This is a genomic window from Streptomyces sp. NPDC053541 (assembly GCF_044544705.1).
Classification (GTDB): Bacteria; Actinomycetota; Actinomycetes; order Streptomycetales; family Streptomycetaceae; genus Streptomyces.
Map to the genome: position 1 here is coordinate 287054 of NZ_JBITXM010000011.1, position 22867 is coordinate 309920.

Consider the following 22867-nt stretch of genomic DNA (forward strand, 5'->3'; position numbering starts at 1 on the left):
CCGGGTTCCGCGCTCCCCACCCGGCTCGCCTAGCATCAACGTCCATGACCGAATCCACGCACGTCCTCGACTGGTTGCAGCACTGGTACGCCTCGCAATGCGACGGCGAGTGGGAGCACGAATGGGGCGTGACGATCGGCACGCTCGACAATCCGGGCTGGACCGTCAGGATCAACCTCGACGAGACGGACCTGGAGGACCGGGAACATCCCCGGCGGCGCATCACCCGGGGCGAGGACGACTGGGTGATGGCCTGGACCTCGGACCGCACCTTCCACCTCGCGTGCGGGCCCGGGAATCTGACCGAGGCACTCGGACTCTTCCGCGCCTGGGCCTCGGGCGACGCCGCCTAGACGACGCCGCCCGGGCGGGACTCAGCGGACGCCCTCCCACAGCAGGCGTTCCTCCCGGCGAGGGTCCGAGACCACGGTGGGGGACGGGTCGGTGGCGAAGACCATCGTCTCGCGGGTCGTGGTGTCGTACGGGGCCCAGCCCGGGGTGCCCGTTGTCGCGAAGGAGACCCAGGACCGGTGGACGGCGTCCGCGAGGGACTGGGGCGGGGCCGGGCCGAGCAGCGGGGCGTAGCACGGGTCGGCGAGGCGGTCGAAGACGAAGGGGAGTTCCAGCGCGTGGCAGGCGCCGAGGGCGCCGTCGAACGCGGGGGATCGCCAGGCGAACTCGTACACGTACGAGCCCGGGACCGCCTCCGCCAGGCGGATCGCCGGGATCCGGTAGAACCAGTCCGTCGCCACCGCGTCGAGGAGCTCGCCCGGCGTGGCGTCCGGCCGGCCGGCCCGGTAGACCGGCAGGGCCGCGGCCGGGTCGAGGCCGTACGCGGCGGTCATCGCGCGGAGCGAGGACTCCGGGAAGACGTCGAGCCGCCGCGTCGGGACCAGGAACAGGCGGTACTCCTCGCGGTTGCTGCCGACCAGCAGGTCCACGCCCCGGCCCGGGCCGGGCAGGGCGAGGTCCGGCAGCACCGGCTCGAAGGGCATGATGTTCAGCACCGCCTCGCCCCACCGCGCCGGATCCGGATCCGCGGTCACCTCCGCCCGCAACGCGGCCTGCGAGGCGAGGAGGCCCGGCAGCGGAACGGCCTCGAAGGCCTCCGCGGTCGGCTCGATCCCCAGCTTCTCCGCCAGCCGGGCCGCGATCAGCCGCGCCGACGACGGGCGCAGGAAGTGGTGGCAGGCCCCGCTCTGCAGGATCGCCCGCCGGAACAGCCCGCGGGCCGCCTCGGCGCACAGCAGCGCCCCGATGCTCATCGCGCCCGCCGACTCGCCGAACACGGTCACCCGGTCCGGATCGCCGCCGAAGGAGGCGATGTTCTCCCGCACCCAGCGCAGCGCGGCGATCTGGTCGAGCAGCCCCCGGTTGTCGGGACGGCCCGGCAGGCGCAGGAAACCGTCCGCCCCCAGCCGGTAGTTGAGCGTGACGCACACGACGCCGTCCCGCGCGAACGCGCCGCCGTCGTACCCGGACGCCGAGCCCGACCCGTTGGTGAACGCCCCTCCGTGCAGCCAGACCATCACCGGCAGCCCGCCGCCCGGCCCCGGGGCGGGGGTCCAGACGTTGAGGTTCAGGCAGTCGTCCCCCGGGATCGTGTTCTCCGGGATGAGGGCGTCGAACGGCGGGGCGTACGGGGCGTGCGGAGCCGTCGGCCCCGCCGCCGTCGCGTCCCGCACCCCCGTCCACGGCTCCGGCGGCGCGGGCTCCCGGAAGCGCCGCGCGCCGAACGGCGGAGCGGCGTACGGGATGCCGAGGAAGGCCGTCACCCCCTCCGCGGAGGCACGGCCCCGGACCTCGCCCTGGCGCGTACGGCACACCGTCATGCCGACAGGACCTCCAGGAGCGCCTTGCCGAACTCCTCGGGGCGTTCGAGGTGGACGGCGTGCCCGGCGTCGGCCACGGCGACCTCCCGCACCGAGCCGCCGGCCGCCGCGTAACGGTCGAGGACGTGCCGCGTCTGCGCCAGCATCGGCTGCGCGGGGGTGCCGTCCCACCCCGGCACCGCGCCGATCGCCCCCAGGTGCGCCAGGTCGAACATCGAGGTGTCCGAGACGATGATGTCGTCCTCGCCGCGGATCCACAGCACCGGCGGCTTGGGGTCGACGAGGTGCAGGTCGTCGACGCGGAAGTGGGTGGGCGCCATCGCGTTGAGGACCCCGCGCGTCCCGGGCGCCATGCCCGGCCAGGCGTCGGACGGCGTGCTGTCGCCGGGGTAGTGGTCGTCGCCGACCCGGGTGGCGAGCATGGCCTCGACGTACGCGTCCTCGTCCCCGTGCGCGGGCGTGAAGGGCGGCTTGACGTAGCAGCTCGTGAGGACGGTGCGCGGGGAGGCCGGGAAGCCGGTGCCGCGGTCGCCGTCGGCGAGCAGCCGGACGAAGTCGGGGTTCGCCGTGCCCCCGCCCGAACCGGCCCCGTCCGCCGCGTTGAGGGTCCCCTCCACGCCGTGCGTGCCGCCGAAGCCGTACGGCGAGACCGGGTTGACCAGGGTCAGCGAGCGCACCGCGGCCGGGTGGTCGCGCAGGTACTGCAGGACCACGCCGCCGCCCATGGACCAGCCGACCAGGTGGGCCCGCTCGATGCCGAGGGCCTCGAGCAGCGCGGCGAGGTCGTCGGCGTAGTCCCGCAGACCGCGCGTGGCGTCGACGGGCAGCGGGTCGGTGCCGCCGAAACCGCGCAGGTCGACGGCGATCGGGCGGTAGGGCTCCGGCAGCGCGGCCAGGGTGCCGTGCCAGAACACGGAGGAGGAGACGTTGCCGTGGACCAGGACGACGGGCTCGCCCTCGGCCCTGGCCTCGGTGATCTGCTGGGTGAGCCGGCCGGTGGCGACACGGCGGGTGCGGAGCGTGGTCATGTGTGTCCTTCTGTCCTGTCCTTCTGGTTCCTCGATCCGCGCCGCTCTCAGGCCAGCCAGGCGGCGACCTGCGCCGCCGCCGAGCCGTGCCAGCCCAGTTCGAGGTGGTTGGCGGTCGCGATGGTGGCCTTGCCGCTGACGGTCGGGATGCCGGTGCCGTCGAGCGCGCTGGAGACGAGGACGACGCCGTCGCTGGGGCCGCGGTTCTCGTTGAAGATGCCGACGACGTCGGCGGATCCGCCGGCCAGCAGATAGGTGGTGACGGAGGCGGGCACCCCGGCGCTGTGCAGCGGGGCGATGAGCGAGCCGGCGTCGATGGCGGCCTGGATGCCGCCGCCCGCCGTGGAGAAGCCCTGGCCGCCGTAGTACGTCGTGTACCAGTCCTGGGCGGCGCCGTCGACTCCGTACACCCCGTCCCAGCGGGCCAGCATCTGGCGCTGGCCGGGATAGTTGTCCTGGCCGCCGGCCGGGGTCATCGAGAACTCGGGGTGGGCCGTGGAGAGGCCGTAGCAGGTCATGTGGGAGTGCGGGGAAGGGGCGTTGACGGTGCCGCCGCACTCGGGCCAGATGGAGAAGTCGTGGGCCCAGCCGTGGGCGTACGGGTAGTCGTAGCCGCCGTTCGGACCGCCGAGGGTGATCAGCCGCCGTACGTCCCCGGCGTACGCCCGCCCCCAGCTCGGCCTCAGGGACGACACGTACGCGCGGGTCGACATCTGGCCCTTGCTCCAGCCGACCAGGTCGACCTTGGCGACGCCCAGCTTGGCCTTGATGACGGCGATCGCGTCGCCGACGACCTGCGCCTGCATGAGGTTGTCGCCCTGCTTGTGGGCGAATCCGACGGCGAAGACGCGATGGCCGCGCGCCGCGAGGTACTGCATCAGCCCGGTGGACGGGCAGGAGGCGGCGCCGCAGCCGTAGCCGCCGGCCTCGCCGGGGTTGGCCCAGGCGCGGTCCGCGGTGTCGTTGGCGCCGTGCACCAGGAGGACGGGGGTCGTCTTGCTGCCGGAGTTCCAGCCGGGGGCCGAGTAGAGCAGGAAGCGGCCCGAGGAGGGCCGGGAGACGCCGCCGAAGTACGTGACCCGCTTGCCGTCCTGGTCGCCGCGGCCGTCCGCCGGGTAGCCCTCGGTGCGGAAGCCGGTGGTCGTGTCGAGATAACGCTCCACCGACTCCCAGCCGTTGGTGACCGTCCCGGCCCCGTAGCTCGCCTCCAGGGTGAGGTACGGGGGCGGCGTGGCGGCGGCCGCGGGCGGCCCCGTCAGGGCGGCCGCGACGACGCCCACCACCGCGACGACCCGGGCGGCGCGCAGCCGCCACCGCCGCCCCGGACTCCCTGTCCCAGCCATGCCCCGGCCCCTCCTGCTGATGTGTGCGGATGTGGGCACACGCTAGGGGGACGGGCGGGCGCCGGGGCATGTGGGCGACCCACACAATGCCCGTGCCCCGAGTGGTGGGCCGACGGTCCTGGCCGGGAGCTACGCGGCCCGGGTGCCGCCCACGCCGGCCGGCACGATCAGGTCGGCTCCCGTGGCGGCGCGGACCTCGTCGACGGTGACGCCGGGGGCGAGTTCGGCCAGGACGAAGCCCCCGGGGGTGACGTCGACGACGGCGAGGTCGGTGATGACGCGCTGGACGACGGACCGGCCGGTCAGCGGGAGGGTGCACGCGGCGACGAGCTTGGGCGTGCCGTCCTTGGCGGTGTGCTCCATGAGCACGACGACCCGGCCGGCGCCGTGGACCAGGTCCATGGCCCCGCCCATGCCCTTGACCATCTTCCCGGGGATCATCCAGTTGGCGAGGTCGCCCGAGGCGGACACCTGCATCGCGCCGAGGACGGCGACGTCGATGTGACCGCCCCGGATCATGCCGAAGGACAGGGCGGAGTCGAAGAAGGAGGCGCCGGGCAGGGTGGTGACGGTCTCCTTGCCCGCGTTGATCAGGTCGGGGTCGAGTTCGTCCTCGGTCGGGTAGGGGCCCACGCCGAGGATGCCGTTCTCGGACTGGAGGACCACCTCGACACCGGGCGGCAGGTGGTTGGGGATGAGCGTCGGCAGGCCGATGCCGAGGTTGACGTAGCTGCCGTCGGGCAGTTCGCGGGCGGCGCGGGCCGCCATCTGCTCGCGGGTGAGGGCCATGTCAGGACGCGCCTTCCGGTCGTACGGTCCGGCGCTCGACGCGCCGCTCGGCAGTGGGGTCGCCGGGGGTGACCCGGACGACGCGCTGGACGAAGATCCCGGGCAGGTGGATCTCGTCGGGGTCGAGCTCGCCCGGTTCGACCAGGTGGTCGACCTCGGCGACGGTGACCCGGCCGGCCGTCGCGGCCAGCGGGTTGAAGTTGCGGGCGGAGGAGCGGAAGACGAGATTGCCGTGCCGGTCGCCGACGGTCGCGCGGACCAGGGCGAAGTCGGTGGTGATGCCGTGTTCGAGGAGGTACGGGCGCCCGCCGAACTCCCGGGTCTCCTTGGCGGGCGAGGCCACGGCGACCGAGCCGTCGGCCGCGTACCGCCAGGGCAGCCCGCCCTCGCCGACCTGGGTGCCGGTGCCGGCGGGCGTGTAGAAGGCGGGGATGCCGGCGCCGCCGGCCCGCAGCCGCTCGGCCAGGGTGCCCTGCGGGACGAGCTCGACCTCCAGCTCCCCGCTCAGGTACTGGCGGGCGAACTCCTTGTTCTCGCCCACGTACGAGCTCGTCATCCGGGAGATCTGCCCGGCGGCGAGCAGCAGGCCGAGGCCCCAGTCGTCGACGCCGCAGTTGTTCGAGACGATCTCCAGGCCGTTCACCCCGCGCTGCCACAGGGCGTTGATCAGCGTCCCCGGTATCCCGCACAGTCCGAAGCCGCCCACCGCGAGCGAGGCCCCGTCGGGGACGTCGGCCACCGCCTCCGCCGCGCTCGCGACCGTCTTGTCCAGACCCATCCGGATCCCTTTCCCTCGGGCGACCGGACGACCTCGCAGGTCAGGACCGGTGGCCGATACGACCGATGGCAGGGAGCCTAGGAAGGGGCCCACGGACGCGGCCATGGTCGCCGTCCACACACCCACCGGCTGTCTCATGTCGGTGACCGCTGCCCCGGACGGGCCGGAGGAGGAGCGGCAGGGCCGCGCGACCCCGGGCGGACGGGGTCCGGCCGGGGTCGCGGGGAAAGAGGCGACGAACGGTCTAGCAGCCGCCGTCGGCGAGGACGTAGTACCCGGGGGCGGTCTGCTTGAGCGTGTGCGTGACGAACGTGTTGTAGAGGCCCATCGCCTGGCCCGAACCCTTCGCATAGGTCTGGCCGCCGCTCTGGTACGCGCGGCCGGCCGCCGTGTGCTGGTAGTTGCTGGCCGTGTAGCAGGTGGCCGGGTAGCCCGTGGTGGTCGCCGTCACCGGGGCGGAGACCGCCCCCACCGCGCCGGACGCGTCCACGGCCGCCACCGTGTAGCTGTAGGTGGTGGCGCCGGTCAGTCCGGTGTCGGTGTACGAGGCCGAGGCGGTGGTGCCGATCTTCGTTCCGCCCCGGTGGACCTGGTACGAGGCCGCCCCGCTCACGGGGCTCCAGCTCAGCGCAGCGGTGGTGTCGGTCGTCCCGGTGACCGTCAGGCCCGCGGGCGCGGGCAGGGTGCCCGGCGTCTCGCCGCCGCCTCCCCCTCCGCCGTCGCCGCCGTCGAGGCCCCAGAAGCGGGCGGTGTGGTAGCTGGAGCAGATGGTGTCGAGGTAGTACGTGCCGGTGGTGCCGCACTGCTCGGCACCGGTGCCGGGGTCGACCGCCAGGCCGTGCGCCATGCCGGAGATCGAGTAGACCCGCACCGCGGGCCGGCCGGAGGCGTCGGCGTACTCGCTGAGCGTGGTGCCGCCGCCGAGGCTCGCGGTGCGCGACGGCGTCTGGCCGGTGCCGAGGACATCGGTCCACTGGTCGCGCAGCTCCGTCGCGTTGGCCGGGGCGACGGTGGTGTCCGAGGTGCCCTGCCAGATCGCGACCCGCGGCCAGGCGGTGGTGCCGGCGGGCGCGGCGGAGCGCACGAGGTCGCCCCACTGCGCGGGGGACTTGTCCGGCGGGCTGTGCATGCAGGTGTACGCGGCGGACACGCTGGTCGCGCAGTACGCGGGGAGCCCCGAGTCGATGGAGCCGCCGGCGAAGACGTCGGGGTAGGCGGCGAGCAGGTCGGCGGTCATGCCGGCTCCGGCGGACAGCCCCGTGACGTAGACGCGCCGGGTGTCGCTGCCGTAGCGGGCGACGGCGGCGTCGACCATCTGCTTCACCGACAGGGCCTCGCCCCTGCCCCGCGTGCTGTCGGCCGTGTCGAACCAGTTGAAGCAGGAGTTGGCGTTGTTCGCGCTGCTCGTCTGTGGGAAGACCAGGGCGAACCCGTACCGGTCGGCGAACTTCGGCCAGCCGGAGTGGCTGTAGTAGTCGCTCGCGCTCTGGGTGCAGCCGTGCAGGGCGACGACGAGCGGCGCCCCCGGGCCGAGGCCGTCCGGCGCGTAGGTGTGCATGGTCAGGTTGCCGGGGTTGGAGCCGAAGCCGGTGACCTGGGTCAGGCCCGCGGCGGCGGCCTGCGGCCCGGCCGCGACCAGACCCGCCGTCAGGGCGAGGGCACCCGCGGCGGCGGTGAGCCAGCGGCGGAGGCCGCCGGACGCGCGGCGGCCCGGGGTGGTGCGAGCCCGGGCGGTGCGGGCTCGGGCGGTGCGGGCCTGGTCAGTGGGGGCCGGGCCTGCGGGGGCCGGGGGAGACAGCTGTCCCATGGCTGTTGCCTTCCGTGGGGAGGGGCAGGGGGCACCGCGGCCGCTGCGGCTCGCGCCGTCGGTGTGGCGTGCATCATGCGGGCCCGCCCGGCGACCCCGACATGGGCCGGACAGCCAGCCTTGCCGCGGGACCCATGTGCCGGCCGTCCATGGCCCGACCACCGAACGCCCCTGTAGGACGAAGGGGGTTGCCGGGCCGTCGGGTGCGCCCGCCGCCGCACCGTGGCAGGTGGTGGCCGGATCCATGGCCGGGCCGCCGACAGTGGTCGGCGCACCCATGGCCAGCGGCCGGCCGGCGGCATAGCGTCCCGCGGGTTCTCATCCACCGGCCCCGGAGGCACACCCATGCTCCGTCCCTCCCTCCCTTCCGCCTTCCGTCCCCATCCCCGTTCCGCGCCCGGGCCCTGGCGACGGGGCACACCGGCCGCCCTCGCCCTCGCGGCCCTCACCCTCACCACCGGTCCGGCCGCGCCGGCGAGCGCGACACCCGGCGCGCCCGCCGCCCCGGGCGGCCACTGCGCCCGCATCTCCCAGGTCCGCGTCCCCGGCGCCGAACTCCAGCAGGCCGCCTGCCTCGACGAGTTGACCACCGCCGGCACGGTCGTCTCCGGTCACACCGACCCCGCCGACTGGGCCGGGCTCACCCCCAAGGACCTGGCCGTCCCCAGCGGCGTCCCCGGCATCCAGATCGACGGCTACTTCCCCGACACCTCCGCCACCAACACCAACCACGGCTGGCAGCACGACGCCCAGTTCGTCATCCGCCTGCCCGACCGGTGGAACGGCGGCCTCGTCGTCGCCGGCACCCCCGGCAACCGCGAGCAGTACGCCAACGACCGGGCCATCGCGGACACGGTGCTGGCCCGCGGCTACGCGTACGCCGCCACCGACAAGGGCAACACCGGTCTCGCCTTCCACCGCGACGGAAAGAACCCCGGCGACGCGATCGCCGAGTGGAACGAGCGGGTCACCCAGCTCGCCCGCGCCGCCCGCGCCACGGTCGCCCGGCGCTACCACCGCCCGCCGGCCCGCACCCTCGTCACCGGCCTGTCCAACGCCGGCTACCTGGTGCGCTGGCAGCTGGAGAACCACCCCGAGCTCTACGACGGGGGCGTCGACTGGGAAGGCACCCTCTGGCGGGCCGACGGCCCCACCCTGCTGGACTTCCTGCCGCAGGCCCTGCGCGCCTACCCCGTGTACGCGGCGGGCGGCGAGGGCGCCGAGGCGGCCCGGCGCCGGATGCACGCGGCCGGCTTCCCGGAGGGGTCGGAGTTCCTGTGGCCGTACCACCACAAGGTCTACTGGGACCTGACCCAGCGCATCTACCGCGAGGAACTCGACCCCGGCTTCGACGGCCCGGCCGAGGCCGGCACCCCGTACTGCACGCCGGGCACCCCCGCCTGCGACACCGACTACGACTACGCCACCCGGCCGGACGAGGTCCGGCGGGCCGTGGCGAGGATCGGGCTCACCGGGCGGATCGGCAAGCCCCTGATCACCCTCCACGGCACCCTGGACGCCCTGCTGCCGATCGGCCGGGACTCCGACGTCTACGCGCGGATGGTGCGCGAGGCCGGGCGCGGACCCCTGCACCGCTACTACCGCATCGAGGGCGGCACCCACACCGACGCGCTCGTCGACGCGTTCCCCGACCGGCTGCGCCCGCTCACCCCCTGCCACCACACGGCCCTCACGGCCCTGGAGGACTGGCTGGGCGCGGACCGGCGGCCGCCCGCCTCGGGGACCGTCGCCCTGCGCCCCGGGCAGGATCCGGTGACCCTCGCCAACAGCTGCTCCCTGGGCACCGGGAAGGCCGCCGGCGCGTCCTCCTGAACCCGGGCGCCCGGTACCCCGGACCCATGGTGCGAGCACCCAGGAAAACGGCCGGGACTGTGGTGGGCGCATCCATGGGCCCGGCCGGGGACCCTGCCTACTGTTTCGGGTCATGACGAACACATTTCCCACCCCGGCCGCGTTGCCGTCGCCCCCCGCCGGCATCGACCTCAGCGGGCGCACGGCCCTGGTGACGGGCGGCGCCAGCGGCATCGGCCGGGCCTGTGTGCTCGCTCTGGCCGGGGCCGGCGCCACCGTCCACGTGGTCGACCGGGACGCCGCGGCCGCCAAGGCGGTCGCGGAGCTCGCCGGCGGTCCGGCCCACGTCGTGGACCTCGCCGACCCCGGAGCCGTCGACCTCCTCCCGGCCGCGATCGACATCCTGGTGAACAACGCCGGCCTCCAGCACGTCGCGCCGCTCACCGAGTTCCCGACGGAGCGCTTCGAGCTGATCCAGAAGGTGATGGTCACCGCCCCGTTCCTGCTCATGCGCCGGACGCTGCCCCACATGTACGCGCAGGGCTGGGGCCGGATCGTCAACGTCTCCAGCGTCCACGGACTGCGGGCCAGCGCCTACAAGGCCGCGTACGTGGCCGCCAAGCACGCCCTGGAGGGGCTCAGCAAGGTCGTCGCGATCGAAGGCGCCCCGCACGGGGTGACCAGCAACTGCGTCAACCCCGGCTACGTGCGCACCCCGCTGGTCGAGGGCCAGGTCCGCGACCAGGCCGCCGCCCACGGCATCAGCGAGGACGACGTCCTGTCGAACGTGATGCTCGCCCGCTCGCCCGTCAAGCGGCTCCTGGAGCCGGAGGAGGTCGCCGCCGCCGTGCTCTGGCTGTGCGGCCCCCACTCCGGCTACCTCACCGGCGCGTCCCTGCCGCTCGACGGCGGCTGGACCGCGGGCTGACCCCTGCCCGACCGTTCCCGACCGAACTCCCGCATGGCCCCGTCCCCGTCTGTACGTGAGACCGGTGCCGGGCCGCGGCGATGCCGCGGCACGGCGGTGCCGTCGATCGTCACACGGGCCGGGGCGCCGGTGACGCAGACGGTGGTGGGCGGGTGAACCGCGGGGAGGGACCCTGGAGGGTGCATCCCAGGCCGGGCGCCCTCGTCGTTGCCGAGGGCGGTGTTGCCGAGCCGGAAGGACAGGTCGTCCATCGGCCCGCCCGGGGGGACGCCGACCTGCCAGTAGCCGGTGCGTGACCGCTCTCCTGACGGCCCGCCGGGAGTCCGGTTCAGCCGGAGGTCTCGCGGACGGCTTCCTCGATGAGGTCGACGACGGCCTGGGGCTGGGAGGCGAGGGAGGCGTGGCTGGCGTCGAGCTCGATGACCTTGCGCGGGTTCATGCGCTGGGCCATGCGGCGCTCGTTGTCGGGGTGGATCATGCGGTCCTGGGTGGAGACCTGGTACCAGACGGGCTTGTTGCGCCAGGCGGGGGCGGTGACGGTGTCACCGAAGGTGGAGCCGACGGGGGCCTTCTGAGTGACGGCCATGACGAGGGCCTCGTCGGGGGCGAGGTCCTGGGCGAAGCTCTCGTGGAACTTGTCCTGCTTGATCCAAAGGTAGCCGTCGGAGTCGGGGGCGATGTTGTCGAAGGCGGCGGGCGGGTTCTCCTGGCTGATCTGGCCGGGGCTCTCGCCGGCGTCGGGCGCGAAGGCGGCGATGTAGACGAGGGCCTTCACGTTCGGCAGGTCGCCGGCCTCGGTGATGACGGCGCCGCCGTAGGAGTGGCCGACGAGGACGACGGGGCCGTCGACCTGCTTGACCATCTTGCGGGTGCGCTCGGCGTCGTCGGCGAGGGAGGTGAGGGGGTTCTCGACGGCGCGGATCTTGTCGTAGCCGCGCTTGTTCAGCTCGACGATGACGTTGGCCCAGTGGGCGGCGCCGCCCCAGAAGCCGTGGACGAGGACGATGGTGGGCTTGTCGGCCATGGTGGGTCTCTCTCTGCTCGGTGCGGGGGTCAGCAGGTGGTCTCGGCGGCCTCGTCGATCAGGCCGACGACGGTCTCGGGGTGGGACATCATCGCGACGTGCGAGGAGTCGATCTCGACGGTCCGGGAGCCGGCCCGCTCGGCCTCGAAGCGCTCCAGGTCCGGGGCGGTGTCCTTGTCCTGGCGGGCGACGAGGAACCAGGACGGGATCGACTTCCACGCGGCGGCCTCGGCCACGAGGGCCTTGACGTTCGGGTTGCCGGCCGCGGCGCTGCTGATGACCGCGCCGCCGTAGGAGTGGCCGACCAGGACGATCGGGCCCTTGATGCTCTTCAGGACGCTCGCGGTGTACGAGGAGTCGTTGCCGAGGCCGCGCAGCGGGTTGGCGGGCGCGACGACCTCGTGGCCCCGGTGCTGGAGGCGCATCGCCACCTCGTTCCAGCCGGACGCGTCGGCGAAGGCGCCGTGGACGAGGACGACGGTCGGCTTCGCCTTGCCGGCGGTCCGGCCGTCACCGTCGGTGGCGGTCGCGGGGGCGGCCGCGGGCGGGCCGAGGGAGGGCAGGGACACGCGGGCTCCTGGGAGGGGACTACCGAGAGCGAGTCTCGCGGGCGTGGGAGCCGGGGGCGCGCCAAGGCGCCCAAGGGGGTGACCACGCTTGGGCCGGGAGATGCATCGGGCGGCGGCGCGCGGCACGGCGGTGCCCGACCCTCGGAAGGGCCCGGGCACGCCGACGCGGGGAGCGGGGCCTCGTGCCCGAATGCCCGGGTTCGACGCTCCGTCGTCAGCACCGAACCGGCACGGGAGCGGTGGGCAGGGGTGCTGGCATGGGGTTTCAGGTCTGCACCACACCAGCGCCGACGTGAGAACCCCGTCGTCGAGATGGGCAGAAACAGCCCTGGCCGACGCCCTCCCGCGGTGGGTGCAAGCCGCTATCCGGAAGGTGGTCGACCGCCTCGGAGGGCCTCCCCATGGTGGCCGCCCGCACCTTCGGCCGCAGAACTATGGTGTGCAGCCACATACACGCGTGACCAGCGGGTTTCTACGGTGTGGCGACACGAAAACGTCCCCGTCGCCTGCTCGGAAGTGGTGCACATGGCCGCCGCAACACACGCTCCCACGCCGCCCGGATCCATCAAGCGGATCGTCGCCGCCAGCCTGATCGGCACCACCATCGAGTGGTACGACTTCTTCCTGTACGGCTCGGCCGCCGCGCTCGTCTTCAACACGCTGTTCTTCCCCAGCGCCGACCCCCTCGTGGGCACGCTCATCGCCTTCATCACGTACGCCATCGGCTTCGCCGCCCGCCCGCTCGGCGGCATCGTCTTCGGGCACTTCGGGGACAAGCTCGGCCGCAAGAAGCTGCTGGTGCTCAGCCTCCTGATGATGGGCGGCGCCACCTTCGCGATGGGCCTGCTGCCCACGTACGACGCCATCGGCGTCTGGGCGCCGATCCTGCTGACCCTGCTGCGCCTGGTCCAGGGCTTCGCCCTCGGCGGCGAGTGGGGCGGGGCCGTGCTGATCGTCTCCGAGCACGGCGGCGACAAGCACCGCGGCTTCTGGGCCTCGTGGCCGCAGGCCGGCGCCCCGGGCGGCAACCTGCTCGCCACCGGCGTGCTCTCGCTGCTCGCCGCCGTGCAGTCGGACGCCGCCTTCCAGTCCTGGGGCTGGCGCATCCCGTTCCTGCTCTCCGGACTGCTCGTCATGATCGGCCTGTGGATCCGCGTCTCGGTCTCCGAGTCCCCGGTCTTCCTGGCCGCCCAGGCCAAGGCCGAGGCCGCCGCGGCGGCCGGCGCCAAGGAGGAGGCCCCCGTCGTCGAGGTGTTCCGGCGCAGCTGGCGCGAGGTGCTGTCCGCCATCGGCACCCGCTTCGGCGAGAACATCTCGTACTACATCCTCACCTCCTTCATCCTCGTGTACGTCACCACCCACCTCGGCCTGCCCAAGGGCACCGCCCTGAACGCCGTCCTGATCGGCTCGGCCGTCCACTTCGTCACCATCCCCCTGTGGGGCGCCCTCTCCGACCGCATCGGCCGGCGGCCCGTCACCCTCATCGGCTCCGCCGGCATGGCGGTCTGGGCGTTCGTCTTCTTCGGACTCGTCGACACCAAGTCCTTCGCCGTGATCACCCTCGCCGTCACCGCAGGACTGCTGCTCCACGGCGCGATGTACGGACCGCAGGCCGCGTTCATCTCCGAGATGTTCGACACCAAGGTCCGCTACTCCGGCGCCTCCATGGGCTCCCAGCTCGCCTCGATCCTCGCCGGCGCGCTCGCCCCGATCATCGCGGTCGAACTCCTCAAGGACTACGGCAGCTCCACGCCCATCAGCGTCTACCTCTGCGCCGCCGCCGTGATCACCACCATCACCGTGGCCGTCACCCGCGAGACCCTCGGCCGCGACCTCGCCGGCAGCCGCAAGGAGGAGACGGCGCCCGCCCCCGCCGTCCCGGCCGGCGACCCGGCCTGACCCGGACACCGCCGCACCGAGCCCCGGTACCCCGGTCCGGAACGGTCCGCCGCCGTCGCACCCCGCGACGCCGGCGGACCGCCGCACGACCGCACTCCGCACCCCCGACGCCCGCCCGCACGCGCACACCTGCCCGCGCACACCCGGCCGCGAGGAGGCCCCATGACCCCCGGCCGCCGAGCCGACGCCCGCACCCCGTCGCCCGCCGAGGCGGCCGCACACCGCCTCCTGGAACTCCTCGCCACCGACGCCCCCGCGCCGGAACTCGCCGCACAGCCCGCCCGCGCCCGGGCCGGCGGGGCGAGCCCGCACGACGTCGAACGGATCGAGGAGACCACCGAACTCGCCCTGACCGTACGGCGCGTGCTCGACCAGCACCGCCGCCGCGAGACGGAGCTCGCGGCGCTCTTCGACACCGCCGGCGACCTGGCCGGACTGCGGGACCTCGACGCCGTGCTGCGCGCCATCGTCCGCCGCGCCCGGACCCTGCTCGGCTCGGACGTCGCCTACCTCACCCTCCACGACCCCGCCGCCCACGACACCTTCATGCGCGTCACCGACGGCTCCGTCTCCGCGGCCTTCCAGCAGCTCCGTCTGGGCATGGGCGAGGGCCTCGGCGGCCTCGTCGCCCAGACCGCACGCCCCTACGCCAGCACCGACTACCGCACCGACCGGCGCTACCGCCACACCGGCACCATCGACGACGGCGTCGCCGAGGAAGGACTCCGCGGCATCCTCGGCGTCCCGCTGCGCCTCGGCCAGGAGATCATCGGCGTCCTCTTCGCCGCCGACCGCACCCCGCGCGAGTTCACCCCCGACGCCATCGCCCTCCTCGGCTCGCTCGCCGACCACGCGGCCGTCGCCATCGACAGCGCCCGCCGGCTGGAGGAGACCCGCACCGCACTCGCCCGCCTCGAAGCCGCCAACGCGACCGCCCGCGCCCACGGCGAAGCCCTCCACCAGGCCTCCGACGCCCACGACCGCCTCTCCCGGCTCGTGCTGCGCGGCGCCGGAACCGACGAGGTCGCGGCCGAGATCGCGGCCCTGCTCGGCGGGGGAGTGGCCCTCCACGACACCGACGGCACCGAACTGGCCCGGGTCGGCACCGCACCCGTACCCCCGTCCGTCGTCGGCCCCGACGCCGCGCACGGCGAAGGACGGGCCGTCCACGCCCACGGCGTGTGGACCTGCGCCGTCCTCGCCGGAGCCGAACCCCTGGGCAGCATCGTGCTCACCGGACGCACCGACCTCCCCGAGGCCGACCGGCGCCTCTTCGAACGCGCCGCGCTCGTCACCGCCATGCTCCTGCTCATCCGGCGCTCCGTCGCCGAGGCCGAGGACCGGGTCCGCGGCGAACTCCTCGACGACCTCCTCGCGGACCCCGCCGGCTCCGCCCACCGCGACGGCGGCAGCCTCGCCCTGCGCGCCCGCCGCCTCGGCGTCGACCTCACCCGGCCGCACACCATCGCCGTCCTCGACGGCGAGACCGCCCAGCGCCCCCGGCTCGCCGCCGAGACCGCCCGCGTGGCGCGCGGCCTCGGCGGCCTGGCGGGCACCCGGCACGGACACGGCGTCCTCCTTGTCCCCGCCGACCGGCCCGGCGACCTCGCCCGCGCACTCGCCACCGACCTCACCCGCATCATCGGCACCCCCGTCACCGTCGGCGCCGCGGGCCCCACGACCGGACCGGACCACCTCGCCGCCCTCCACGCCGAGGCCCTGCGCTGCCTGTCGGCGCTGCACGCCCTCGACCGCACCGGCGACGGCGCCGACATCGCCGACCTCGGCTTCATCGGCGTCCTGCTCGGCGACCGGGCCGACGTCGGCGCGTACGTGCGGCGCGTCCTCGGCCCCGTCCTCGCCTACGACGCCGAGCGCGGCACCGAACTCGTGCGCACCCTGCACGCCTACTATGACCACGGCGCGAGCCTCTCCCGCGCCAAGGACGCCCTCCACGTGCACGTCAACACCGTCGTCCAGCGCCTCGACCGCGTCGCCCAACTCCTCGGCCCCGACTGGAACACCCCGGCCAGCGCCCTGGAGATCCACCTCGCCCTGCGCCTCCACCGGCTGACGCCCGGCTGAACGGGGACGCCCCGGCCCTCGCCCCCGGCCCTGTGCGCGGCGGTGGCGGTCGGGCCGGCGTGGCGCCGAGGAGCGGGCGCGAGGACGGGCGGGTGAGTGGTGCGCACACGGCGACCGGCTGGGGCGCACGGCGGTCGTGCGGTGCGTGGAAGGCGCGGCGGGCGTCGCGGACGGCGCGCCGCCGGTGCCCGGGCCGTCGCGACACGTCCTGGTGGTGCCATCACGCCACCGGGCGCTCGGCGCGTCCGGGCGGGTCGGCCGACGGCAGGGCCCGCCGGGGACGCTTCCACGCCGGCGAGGCACTGGTCCATCCCGCGGGGGATGGACCTCGCTGGGTCCGCCATCTGCTGACCGACGGCTGGTGGGCCGACGGCCGGACGGCCTTCCTCAACGGCGGCTGCACCACCCGTTGATCCGTCCCGGCCCTCCGGCCGGTGTCAGTGGCGGCTGAGAGCATCGGAGCATGACCGACCGCACCGCTTCGATCACCGCGTACTGGGACACCGCCGCCGCGTCCTTCGACACCGAGCCGGACCACGGCCTGCGCGCAGCCCCCACCCGTACGGCCTGGGACCGCCTGCTGCGGTCCTGGATGCCGGCCGTTCCAGTCGACGTCCTCGACATCGGCTGCGGGACCGGATCGGTGTCCGCCCTCCTCGCCGAGGCCGGACACCGCGTCACCGGAGTCGACCTGTCGCCGCGCATGATCGAACAGGCCCGCGCCAAGTTCGCCACCGCCGGCCTCCCGGGCCGCTTCCTGGTCGGCGACGCCATGGCCCCGCCGACACACGGCCGGCGCTTCGACGCCGTGCTCTCCCGCCACCTGGTGTGGACCCTGCCCGACCCCGAGGCCGCGCTCCGCGACTGGGTGTCCCGCCTGCACCCGGGCGGACGCCTGCTCCTGATCGAGGGCCGATGGCGCGAAGCGGCCGAGGGATCCGCGCCGTACGTGCCGGGCGCCGAGTCGCTCCCCTGGAACGGCGGCATCAGCGCCCGCGACCTGACGGCGGCGGTGCGCCCGTTCGTCTCCGGACTGCGGGTCGAACCGCTCAGCGACATACCGGAGTTGTGGGGCGGCCGGGTGGACGACGAGCGCTATGCCGTGATCGCGGAGGCCTGACGGCCTGACGGGCCCTCAGGCCCACACCACCTTGACCACGGCGTGGCCCGCCGTCGCCGCCCGGCCGTAGAGCGCTTCGAGGTCCCGGTGGTGGTGGAGGAGCTCCTCCTTCGTCCAGCCGAAGGCGGTGAACGTGGCGCCGACGACCGCCCACAGCTCGTCGAAGGAGACAGCCGAGAGGAAGCGGGCGGCAGCGGAGACCTCGCGCGGCTCCAGGAGCATCATCGGCGGGTCGGAGGGGTCGGCCTCGGGCGTGTGGGGGACGGGACGACCGCCGTAGACGGGAAGCGTTCGGGGGTCGTCGACGCCCGTGTCGGCGGCGGGTGCCGCGGCGGTGTAGAGGTCGTTGACGAAGTCCCAGCCCTTGTTGATCGAGCAGGAGAGGCCTGCCGCGTACTCGGTCACGCGGTTTTCCCAGGCCTCGAACATGAACGCGGCGAGCCAGCCGTGGTCGTCCCGTATCTCGGCCATGGCCACGGCACGGAAGTGCAGGTAGATGCTCACGACGGCACGCCCCTTCGGGTCCGTTGCGACCCACCGGTGGGGCCGATCGGCCAGAACCTACTCGACGGGGCTGACAGCAACGGGGCGCCGACCCCGCGCGCGACGCGCGCGCCCCGCCCGATGCCTCCTACGCCTCCCAGGCCTCCTAGGGCTCCGTCGGGCGGCGCTCCCACGCCGAGATCAGCGGCGCGAGGGTCAGGTCGAGCTCGCCGGCCTCCACCGCGGCCAGGTGGGCGTCGATCTCGGCCCCGTCCGTCAGGCCCGCCGCGAGGTGCTCGCCGCGGACGTGCCGGATGGTCGCCGCCTCCAGCCGGTCGCAGGCCCGGCCGCCGACCGGGAAGGTGCCCGACGCGGCGACGTCGACCAGGCCGGCGGCACGCAGGGCCCGCGGGAGCGTACGGCCGTGACGCAGGTGCGCGCCCCGGCGCGCCGGCAGCTCGCGGACCGCGTCGCGTAGGCGGTTGGCGCGCCGCTGCGCGGGGCCGCTGTCGTCCAGGCACGCCAGCGGCTGCAGAGCGGTGTCGGCGTCCTCGACAAGCAGCCACCCGCCGGGCCGGAGCGCCGCCGCCATCGTGGCCAGCGTGTGGGCCCGGTCCCGCACGTGGATCAGGACGAGCCGGGCGTGGATCAGGTCGAACGTCCCCGGCTCCGGAGGCGGGTCGGCGGCGACGTCGTGCCGGCGCACCTCGTACCCGGCGTCCGTCGCCAGCCAGGACGGGTCGATGTCCGTGGCCGGCACGTGCCCGGTGGGGCCGACCGCCGCCGCGAGCGCCTCCGGGACGCCCGGACCGCCGGCCCCGACCTCCCAGCACCGCGAGCCGGGCCCGACCCCCAGCCGCTCGAAGTGACCCCGCGTCACGCCGTCGAACAGCTCGGCCAGCCAGACGAACCGCTCGCCCGCCTCGGCGCGCGCGTTGTCCAGCAGGTAGCCGCGGTCGTCGAGGTGAGGAGGGAGAGAGGAGGAGGCCATGACTCCACGGTCGACCCGACCGGACCGCCGTGCACGAGGACGGGGGAGGAGAGGGACGTCTCACACCACGGGCAGACCCCGCACGGGCGAACAGGGAGCGCTCCACAGCACGTTGACGTGCACCTGTAGGGTTTTCGGCGGAGAAGACGATCACGCAGGGGGAGAGCGATGGACACGTCGGCCGCGCAGGACCGGGCGCACGAGCGGTCGCAGGAGCGGTTGGTGGCCCCGCTGGCGGCGGCCGTCGGAGCCGAGGCCGCGGAACTCGGCCGCGTCGCCGAGGAGGTCGCCCTGGCTTACCACGAGAGCGGGCAGGAACCGGACTTCGAGGTCAGGACCGCGGACTTCGCGACCGACCCGTTCTTCGTCTGCGCCGACCGCTACTGGCGGCGGCGCTTCGCCGACAGCCCCTCGGCACACACCGCGCTCGCCTGCGCCCGCTGGATCGCCGCACACACCACGCCCGGGTGCCGTTCCGCCGTCCGCGAGCAGTGGACCCTCGGCAACGGCTTCATCAACCGGGCCCACATCGAGCCCCGCGAACAACTCGACGACGCGGCCCGAGCCGTCACCGGAGACCCCGGCGCCGCCGACCTCGCCCTCACCGTCCTGCTCTACCACGCCGGAAAACTGCGCGCGAACTTCGCCTTCGACGAGCTGAACGCCGTCCTCACCACCTCCGCCCTCGCCGTCGCGGCCGGCCGCCACCGCGACGACCCGGTGGTCCTGGCGCTGCGCGCCTTCGCGGCCTTCGGCAGCCGCGCGCTGACCACCGAGCACGCCCGCGACCTCCTGGAACGGGCCTGGTCGGCCCCGCAGCGCTCGCGGCACGTCGTCGACGTGTGCCTCAACGGCCTGGCCTTCTCCGTGCCCTTCGACGGCCAGGGCGAACTCCTGCGCCGACTCGCCCAGGAAGCCGTGGACGCCCACCCCGAGAACCACATGTTCCGCTTCCGCCTCGCCACCGCCCACCACCTCTGCGCCGACCACGACGAGGCCCTCGCCCACGTCGACGCCGCTCTCGCCCTGCTCGCCGACCACGGGACCTTCAGCCGCGACCTGCTCCTCGAGCAGTACCTCGTCAAGCGCGACGCCATCCAGGAGGCCCGGCTGCGCGCCGCCCGCGAGGCGGAACACGAGGCCCGCTGGCGCCGCCAGGAGGCCGCCAACGCCGACCTGGAGCGCGCCATGCACCGCTCCTCCGTCCGAGCCGTCGAACTCGTCGCCGTCTTCACCTCGGCCATCGCCTTCGCGGTCGGCTCCCTCCAGGTGACCCTCAGCGGCACCCTGAAACTCCGCGACCGCCTCTGGCTGTTGACCGCCCTCGGCGCGGGACTGTCCCTCTTCGCCCTGCTGATCGTCGGCGGCACCTGGCTGATCACCCGCAGGCGCACGCGCCGATGACGGAACGGGCAGGCGGGAGCCGTCCGCCGCCCGCGTCGGCCCGGTCACCCGCGCGGACCCGTCCTCCGTGCGGTGACGGGTGGTCGCGGGGCAGGGTGGAGGGGTGCCGGGACGGGGGGCGGACGTCGTCCGGGGGCAGGGGCCGGTGACGTGTGCCCGAGGGGCGTGGGACGGGCGCCCAGCCGACGGAGCGAAGGAAGTGCGCATGGCCGAGACGCAGCCTGGCGGCGGCAGCACGCCGCCCGTCCCGAGCGGCGACGGTGACCGGCGCTCCCCGCGGACCTCTCCGGAGCCCGCGGACCTGCACCTTCCCGACCTGCGGCGCGTCGGCGCGCACCCGGACCACTGGTACCCGGTCGCGCTGTCGAGGAAGGTCCGCCGAGGGCGGGCGTACGCGACCGCGTTCGCCGGCGAGCGCATCGCGCTCTACCGGGGCGAGAGCGGCGCCGTACACGCCCTGGAGGACCGGTGCGCCCACCGGCAGGTGCCCCTGAGCATGGGCGTGGTCGAGGGCGAGACGCTCCGGTGCTGCTACCACGCCTGGGCCTATCGCGGCGACGGGCGCATCTCCCAGATCCCGTACCTCTCCAAGGGAGACCGCCGGCCGCCCCGCGGAGTGCGCGCCTACGCCGTGCGCGAGGCGTACGGCCTGGTCTTCGTCTTCCCCGGCGACCCGGAGAAGGCGGCCGGGACGCCGCTGCCGGAGCTGCCGGCGCACGGCTCGCCGAAGTACCGGACCATGACCTTCTCCCGGACCGTGCACTGCCACTACTCCTTCATGCACGAGAACCTGCTCGACATGAACCACCAGTTCCTGCACCGCGGTGTCGTGGGCCGACTGCACCCGCAGCTCCTGAGCCACCGCGCCGACGGACGGACGGTGGAGGCCCGGTACCTGTTCACGCACACCGGCGGGAAGCGGAACCGCAGCGCCGGCCTGCTGGCCGGCGAGGGCATCGGCGGGGCGGACTCCAGCGACGTCATGACCATCCGCACCCAGTACCCGTACCAGACGCTCGACCTGGTGCCGCAGAACGCCGACCACCCCGCCCTCCGGCTCTGGGCCGCCTACGTCCCGGTGGACGCCGAGCAGCGCAGCTGCCACGCCTACGGGCTCCTCATGATCGAGAAGCCCGGGATCCCGGCCGTCCTCCACGTCGCCTGGCCGTTCATCCGGCGCTTCGCCGAACGGGTCTTCGCCGAGGACCGGATGGCCGTCGAAGCCGAACAACGGGCGTGGGACGAGCAGGGCGAGGACCGCAACCACGAGGTCTTCCCGGTGATCCTGGACGTCCGCGAGGTGCTGCGCACCAACGGAGTCCCCCTGCGTCCCCGGACCGGCGCCCCCTGCGACCCCGCCGCCTGCGACGGTACGGTCTCCGCGACGGCGCCCGAGACCGCGCACCAGAAGGCCCTGCGGCCCACCTGAACACCGCCTCTACGAGACAGTCCGCCCCGGCCCCGCTACCCCTGCCCGGCGAGCTCGTCGAGCTCGCCGAGCGCCTCCACCCACAACCCCGGCAGCCCGGCCAGACCCGCATGGGCCCGGTCGTGCACGACCAGGACACGCGCGGTGCTCTCCGTCCGCGTGAGGGAGAGATAGCCCAGCATGCCGGGGCTGTTCAGGCCGAAGACGCCCGCCGCGAGCGGGACGGCACCCAGCACCCGGTAGGCGCCGTTGACGTGGATGTGACTGGCGGCCAGCCGGTAGTCGGCGCGTTCCACCGCCCGCCGCAGGAGGCGGGGCGGAAAACGCAGCAAGGACGCCCAGCCGCCCTCCCGCAGCCCGGACACCTTGTGCGCCAGCGTCTGCGCGGCCACGGCCTCCAGCCGCTCACCCGGCCCCGCCGCCGTGCACGGCAACCGCAGCATCGCCGGCAGGGCGGCGTTCCCCGGCGCGAGCCGCGCCTCCCGCGTACGGACCGACATCGGCATCACCACCCTCAGGTCCTCCACCCGCCCGCCCCACCGCCGCTGGAACGCCGCGAACGCGCCGCTCACCGCCGTCAGGTACAGGTCGTTGACCCCCACCCCCCACCGCGCCGCCACGGCCCGCAGCCGCTCGTCCGGAACGTCCTCGTACGCCGTCGCCGCCCGCCCGCTCGGCGCCGCCTCGCACCCGGCGGGAACCGTCTCGCGCGCCGGAGGCCTCCTCAGCGGGGACGCCCGCAGCCACGCCGCCGAGCCCCGCCCCGCCAGGGGCGGACGGTACGGATACGGGCCGACGACCGGCTCGTCCGCCAGCAGCGCCGCCACCAGATGGGCCGCACCCACGCCGTCCACGACGGCATGGTCGATACGGAAGCACACCCGCTGCACCCCCTCGCTCCGGCAGGTCAGCACCCGCAGGTCCCAGCCGGGCGCCGGACGGGCGGGCAGCGCCCGGCCCCACACCGCGTCCGTCGCCTCGGCCAGCCGTCCGCCGCCAGGCCGCTGCCGTCCGCCGCCCGGCTCCTCCCCGGTGACGTGCGCCGCGACGTCCAGCGGGGCGGCCGGCGTCCACGAGCGCGCCCCGGGGACCGCCACCACGCCCAGCGCCGCCAGCCCGGGCGCCCGTTCGGCGACCCGGGCACGCAGCTCGTCGAGCGTGAACGACCCGGCGGGGAAGTCCAGGACATGGGCCACCAGCATCGGCGCCCGGCCCCGGGCCGGGACCAGCGCGAACGCCCGGTCGAGTGCGTTCGTCCTGCCGGCCGCCCGGGCCGGCGTCGCCCCCGTACCGGACCCGCCCCTCCGCTCCGTCACCATCCGGACCTGCATGAACCACCTCGTATCCGATCGTCGGGACACCGCCGGTGCGAACGAGGCGCGCCCGCGAGGGGACACGGCAGTGACCCGTCCGGCCCATACCCCGGTGCACACCCGTGCGCGAGCGGACCGGACGGGCCGGCGCGCGGGACCCGGCGTTCGAGCGCCCGCGGTTCGCGCCGCCCCCATCGGGTGAGTTCCGGCGAACGCCGATGTCACGGCACGCG

At 74.6% G+C, this 22867-nt stretch carries 20 protein-coding genes; 8 read left to right on the top strand and 12 right to left on the bottom strand.

Going from position 1 to position 22867, the window contains the following annotated elements; genetic code table 11:
- The first annotated feature begins 44 nt into the window (after positions 1-44).
- Positions 45-353: an immunity 53 family protein gene (locus ACIGW2_RS27960; protein ID WP_399846755.1), complete on the top strand. Its 309-nt coding sequence runs from the start codon at positions 45-47 to the stop codon at positions 351-353.
- Between the two features lie 21 nt (positions 354-374).
- Here the strand turns inward: ACIGW2_RS27960 and ACIGW2_RS27965 are convergent, their stop codons facing one another.
- The 6 genes from ACIGW2_RS27965 to ACIGW2_RS27990 form a co-directional block, all read right to left on the bottom strand.
- Positions 375-1832, bottom strand: coding sequence for a carboxylesterase/lipase family protein (locus ACIGW2_RS27965; protein ID WP_399846757.1), 1458 nt, complete (start codon positions 1830-1832; stop codon positions 375-377).
- The gene (locus ACIGW2_RS27970) at positions 1829-2860 is read right to left on the bottom strand and encodes an alpha/beta fold hydrolase (RefSeq protein WP_399846758.1); all 1032 of its coding nucleotides are present in this window, start codon (positions 2858-2860) and stop codon (positions 1829-1831) included. The genes ACIGW2_RS27965 and ACIGW2_RS27970 overlap by 4 nt, the downstream gene beginning before the upstream one ends.
- 47 nt (positions 2861-2907) lie before the next feature.
- Complete coding sequence (locus ACIGW2_RS27975; protein WP_399846759.1) at positions 2908-4203, bottom strand: esterase/lipase family protein; 1296 nt, start codon at positions 4201-4203, stop codon at positions 2908-2910.
- A gap of 129 nt (positions 4204-4332) precedes the next feature.
- Positions 4333-4992: a CoA transferase subunit B gene (locus ACIGW2_RS27980; protein WP_399846761.1), complete on the bottom strand. Its 660-nt coding sequence runs from the start codon at positions 4990-4992 to the stop codon at positions 4333-4335.
- A gap of 1 nt (position 4993) precedes the next feature.
- The gene (locus ACIGW2_RS27985) at positions 4994-5770 is read right to left on the bottom strand and encodes a CoA transferase subunit A (protein ID WP_391655562.1); all 777 of its coding nucleotides are present in this window, start codon (positions 5768-5770) and stop codon (positions 4994-4996) included.
- A gap of 244 nt (positions 5771-6014) precedes the next feature.
- Entirely contained in the window at positions 6015-7577 is a 1563-nt protein-coding gene (locus tag ACIGW2_RS27990; protein WP_399846762.1) for a PHB depolymerase family esterase, read from the bottom strand.
- Positions 7578-7922: 345 nt separating this feature from the next.
- Here ACIGW2_RS27990 and ACIGW2_RS27995 point away from each other — a divergent pair, with 345 nt between their 5' ends.
- Positions 7923-9410 carry a tannase/feruloyl esterase family alpha/beta hydrolase gene (locus ACIGW2_RS27995; RefSeq protein WP_399846763.1) on the top strand — a complete coding sequence of 496 codons (1488 nt, stop codon included), beginning with the start codon at positions 7923-7925 and terminating at the stop codon, positions 9408-9410.
- Positions 9411-9522: 112 nt separating this feature from the next.
- Positions 9523-10317 carry a 3-hydroxybutyrate dehydrogenase gene (locus tag ACIGW2_RS28000; RefSeq protein ID WP_399846764.1) on the top strand — a complete coding sequence of 265 codons (795 nt, stop codon included), beginning with the start codon at positions 9523-9525 and terminating at the stop codon, positions 10315-10317.
- Here the strand turns inward: ACIGW2_RS28000 and ACIGW2_RS28005 are convergent.
- From ACIGW2_RS28005 to ACIGW2_RS28015, 3 genes are all read right to left on the bottom strand, one after another.
- Positions 10266-10568 (bottom strand): hypothetical protein, encoded by a 303-nt coding sequence (locus ACIGW2_RS28005; protein ID WP_391655566.1) that lies wholly within the window; start codon positions 10566-10568, stop codon positions 10266-10268. The two genes, ACIGW2_RS28000 and ACIGW2_RS28005, sit on opposite strands and share 52 nt — an antisense overlap.
- 77 nt (positions 10569-10645) lie before the next feature.
- A complete protein-coding gene (locus tag ACIGW2_RS28010; protein ID WP_391655567.1) occupies positions 10646-11341 on the bottom strand; it encodes an alpha/beta hydrolase in 696 nt (231 codons plus the stop codon).
- A gap of 29 nt (positions 11342-11370) precedes the next feature.
- Positions 11371-11910: an alpha/beta fold hydrolase gene (locus ACIGW2_RS28015; protein ID WP_399846766.1), complete on the bottom strand. Its 540-nt coding sequence runs from the start codon at positions 11908-11910 to the stop codon at positions 11371-11373.
- Between the two features lie 525 nt (positions 11911-12435).
- Here ACIGW2_RS28015 and ACIGW2_RS28020 point away from each other — a divergent pair.
- The 3 genes from ACIGW2_RS28020 to ACIGW2_RS28030 all read left to right on the top strand — a co-directional run bounded on the left by ACIGW2_RS28020 (position 12436) and on the right by ACIGW2_RS28030 (position 17014).
- Positions 12436-13809 (top strand): MFS transporter, encoded by a 1374-nt coding sequence (locus ACIGW2_RS28020; protein ID WP_391655569.1) that lies wholly within the window; start codon positions 12436-12438, stop codon positions 13807-13809.
- Between the two features lie 162 nt (positions 13810-13971).
- The gene (locus tag ACIGW2_RS28025; RefSeq protein WP_399846767.1) at positions 13972-15894 is read left to right on the top strand and encodes a helix-turn-helix domain-containing protein; all 1923 of its coding nucleotides are present in this window, start codon (positions 13972-13974) and stop codon (positions 15892-15894) included.
- A 463-nt stretch (positions 15895-16357) separates the two neighbouring features.
- The gene (locus ACIGW2_RS28030; RefSeq protein WP_399846768.1) at positions 16358-17014 is read left to right on the top strand and encodes a class I SAM-dependent methyltransferase; all 657 of its coding nucleotides are present in this window, start codon (positions 16358-16360) and stop codon (positions 17012-17014) included.
- A 15-nt stretch (positions 17015-17029) separates the two neighbouring features.
- Here the strand turns inward: ACIGW2_RS28030 and ACIGW2_RS28035 are convergent, their stop codons facing one another.
- Both ACIGW2_RS28035 and ACIGW2_RS28040 read right to left on the bottom strand, forming a co-directional pair.
- On the bottom strand, positions 17030-17518 hold the full coding sequence (locus tag ACIGW2_RS28035) for a DUF1877 family protein (protein WP_399846770.1): 489 nt from the start codon (positions 17516-17518) through the stop codon (positions 17030-17032).
- 145 nt (positions 17519-17663) lie between these two features.
- On the bottom strand, positions 17664-18488 hold the full coding sequence (locus tag ACIGW2_RS28040) for a methyltransferase domain-containing protein (RefSeq protein ID WP_391655571.1): 825 nt from the start codon (positions 18486-18488) through the stop codon (positions 17664-17666).
- A gap of 168 nt (positions 18489-18656) precedes the next feature.
- Between ACIGW2_RS28040 and ACIGW2_RS28045 the strand changes: the two genes are divergently transcribed.
- Together ACIGW2_RS28045 and ACIGW2_RS28050 are read left to right on the top strand one after the other, a co-directional pair.
- Complete coding sequence (locus ACIGW2_RS28045) at positions 18657-19892, top strand: hypothetical protein (RefSeq protein ID WP_391655572.1); 1236 nt, start codon at positions 18657-18659, stop codon at positions 19890-19892.
- Positions 19893-20097: 205 nt separating this feature from the next.
- Positions 20098-21321 carry a Rieske 2Fe-2S domain-containing protein gene (locus ACIGW2_RS28050; RefSeq protein WP_399846773.1) on the top strand — a complete coding sequence of 408 codons (1224 nt, stop codon included), beginning with the start codon at positions 20098-20100 and terminating at the stop codon, positions 21319-21321.
- Positions 21322-21356: 35 nt separating this feature from the next.
- Here the strand turns inward: ACIGW2_RS28050 and ACIGW2_RS28055 are convergent, their stop codons facing one another.
- Positions 21357-22652, bottom strand: coding sequence for a hypothetical protein (locus ACIGW2_RS28055; RefSeq protein ID WP_399846775.1), 1296 nt, complete (start codon positions 22650-22652; stop codon positions 21357-21359).
- Positions 22653-22867: the final 215 nt, after the last annotated feature.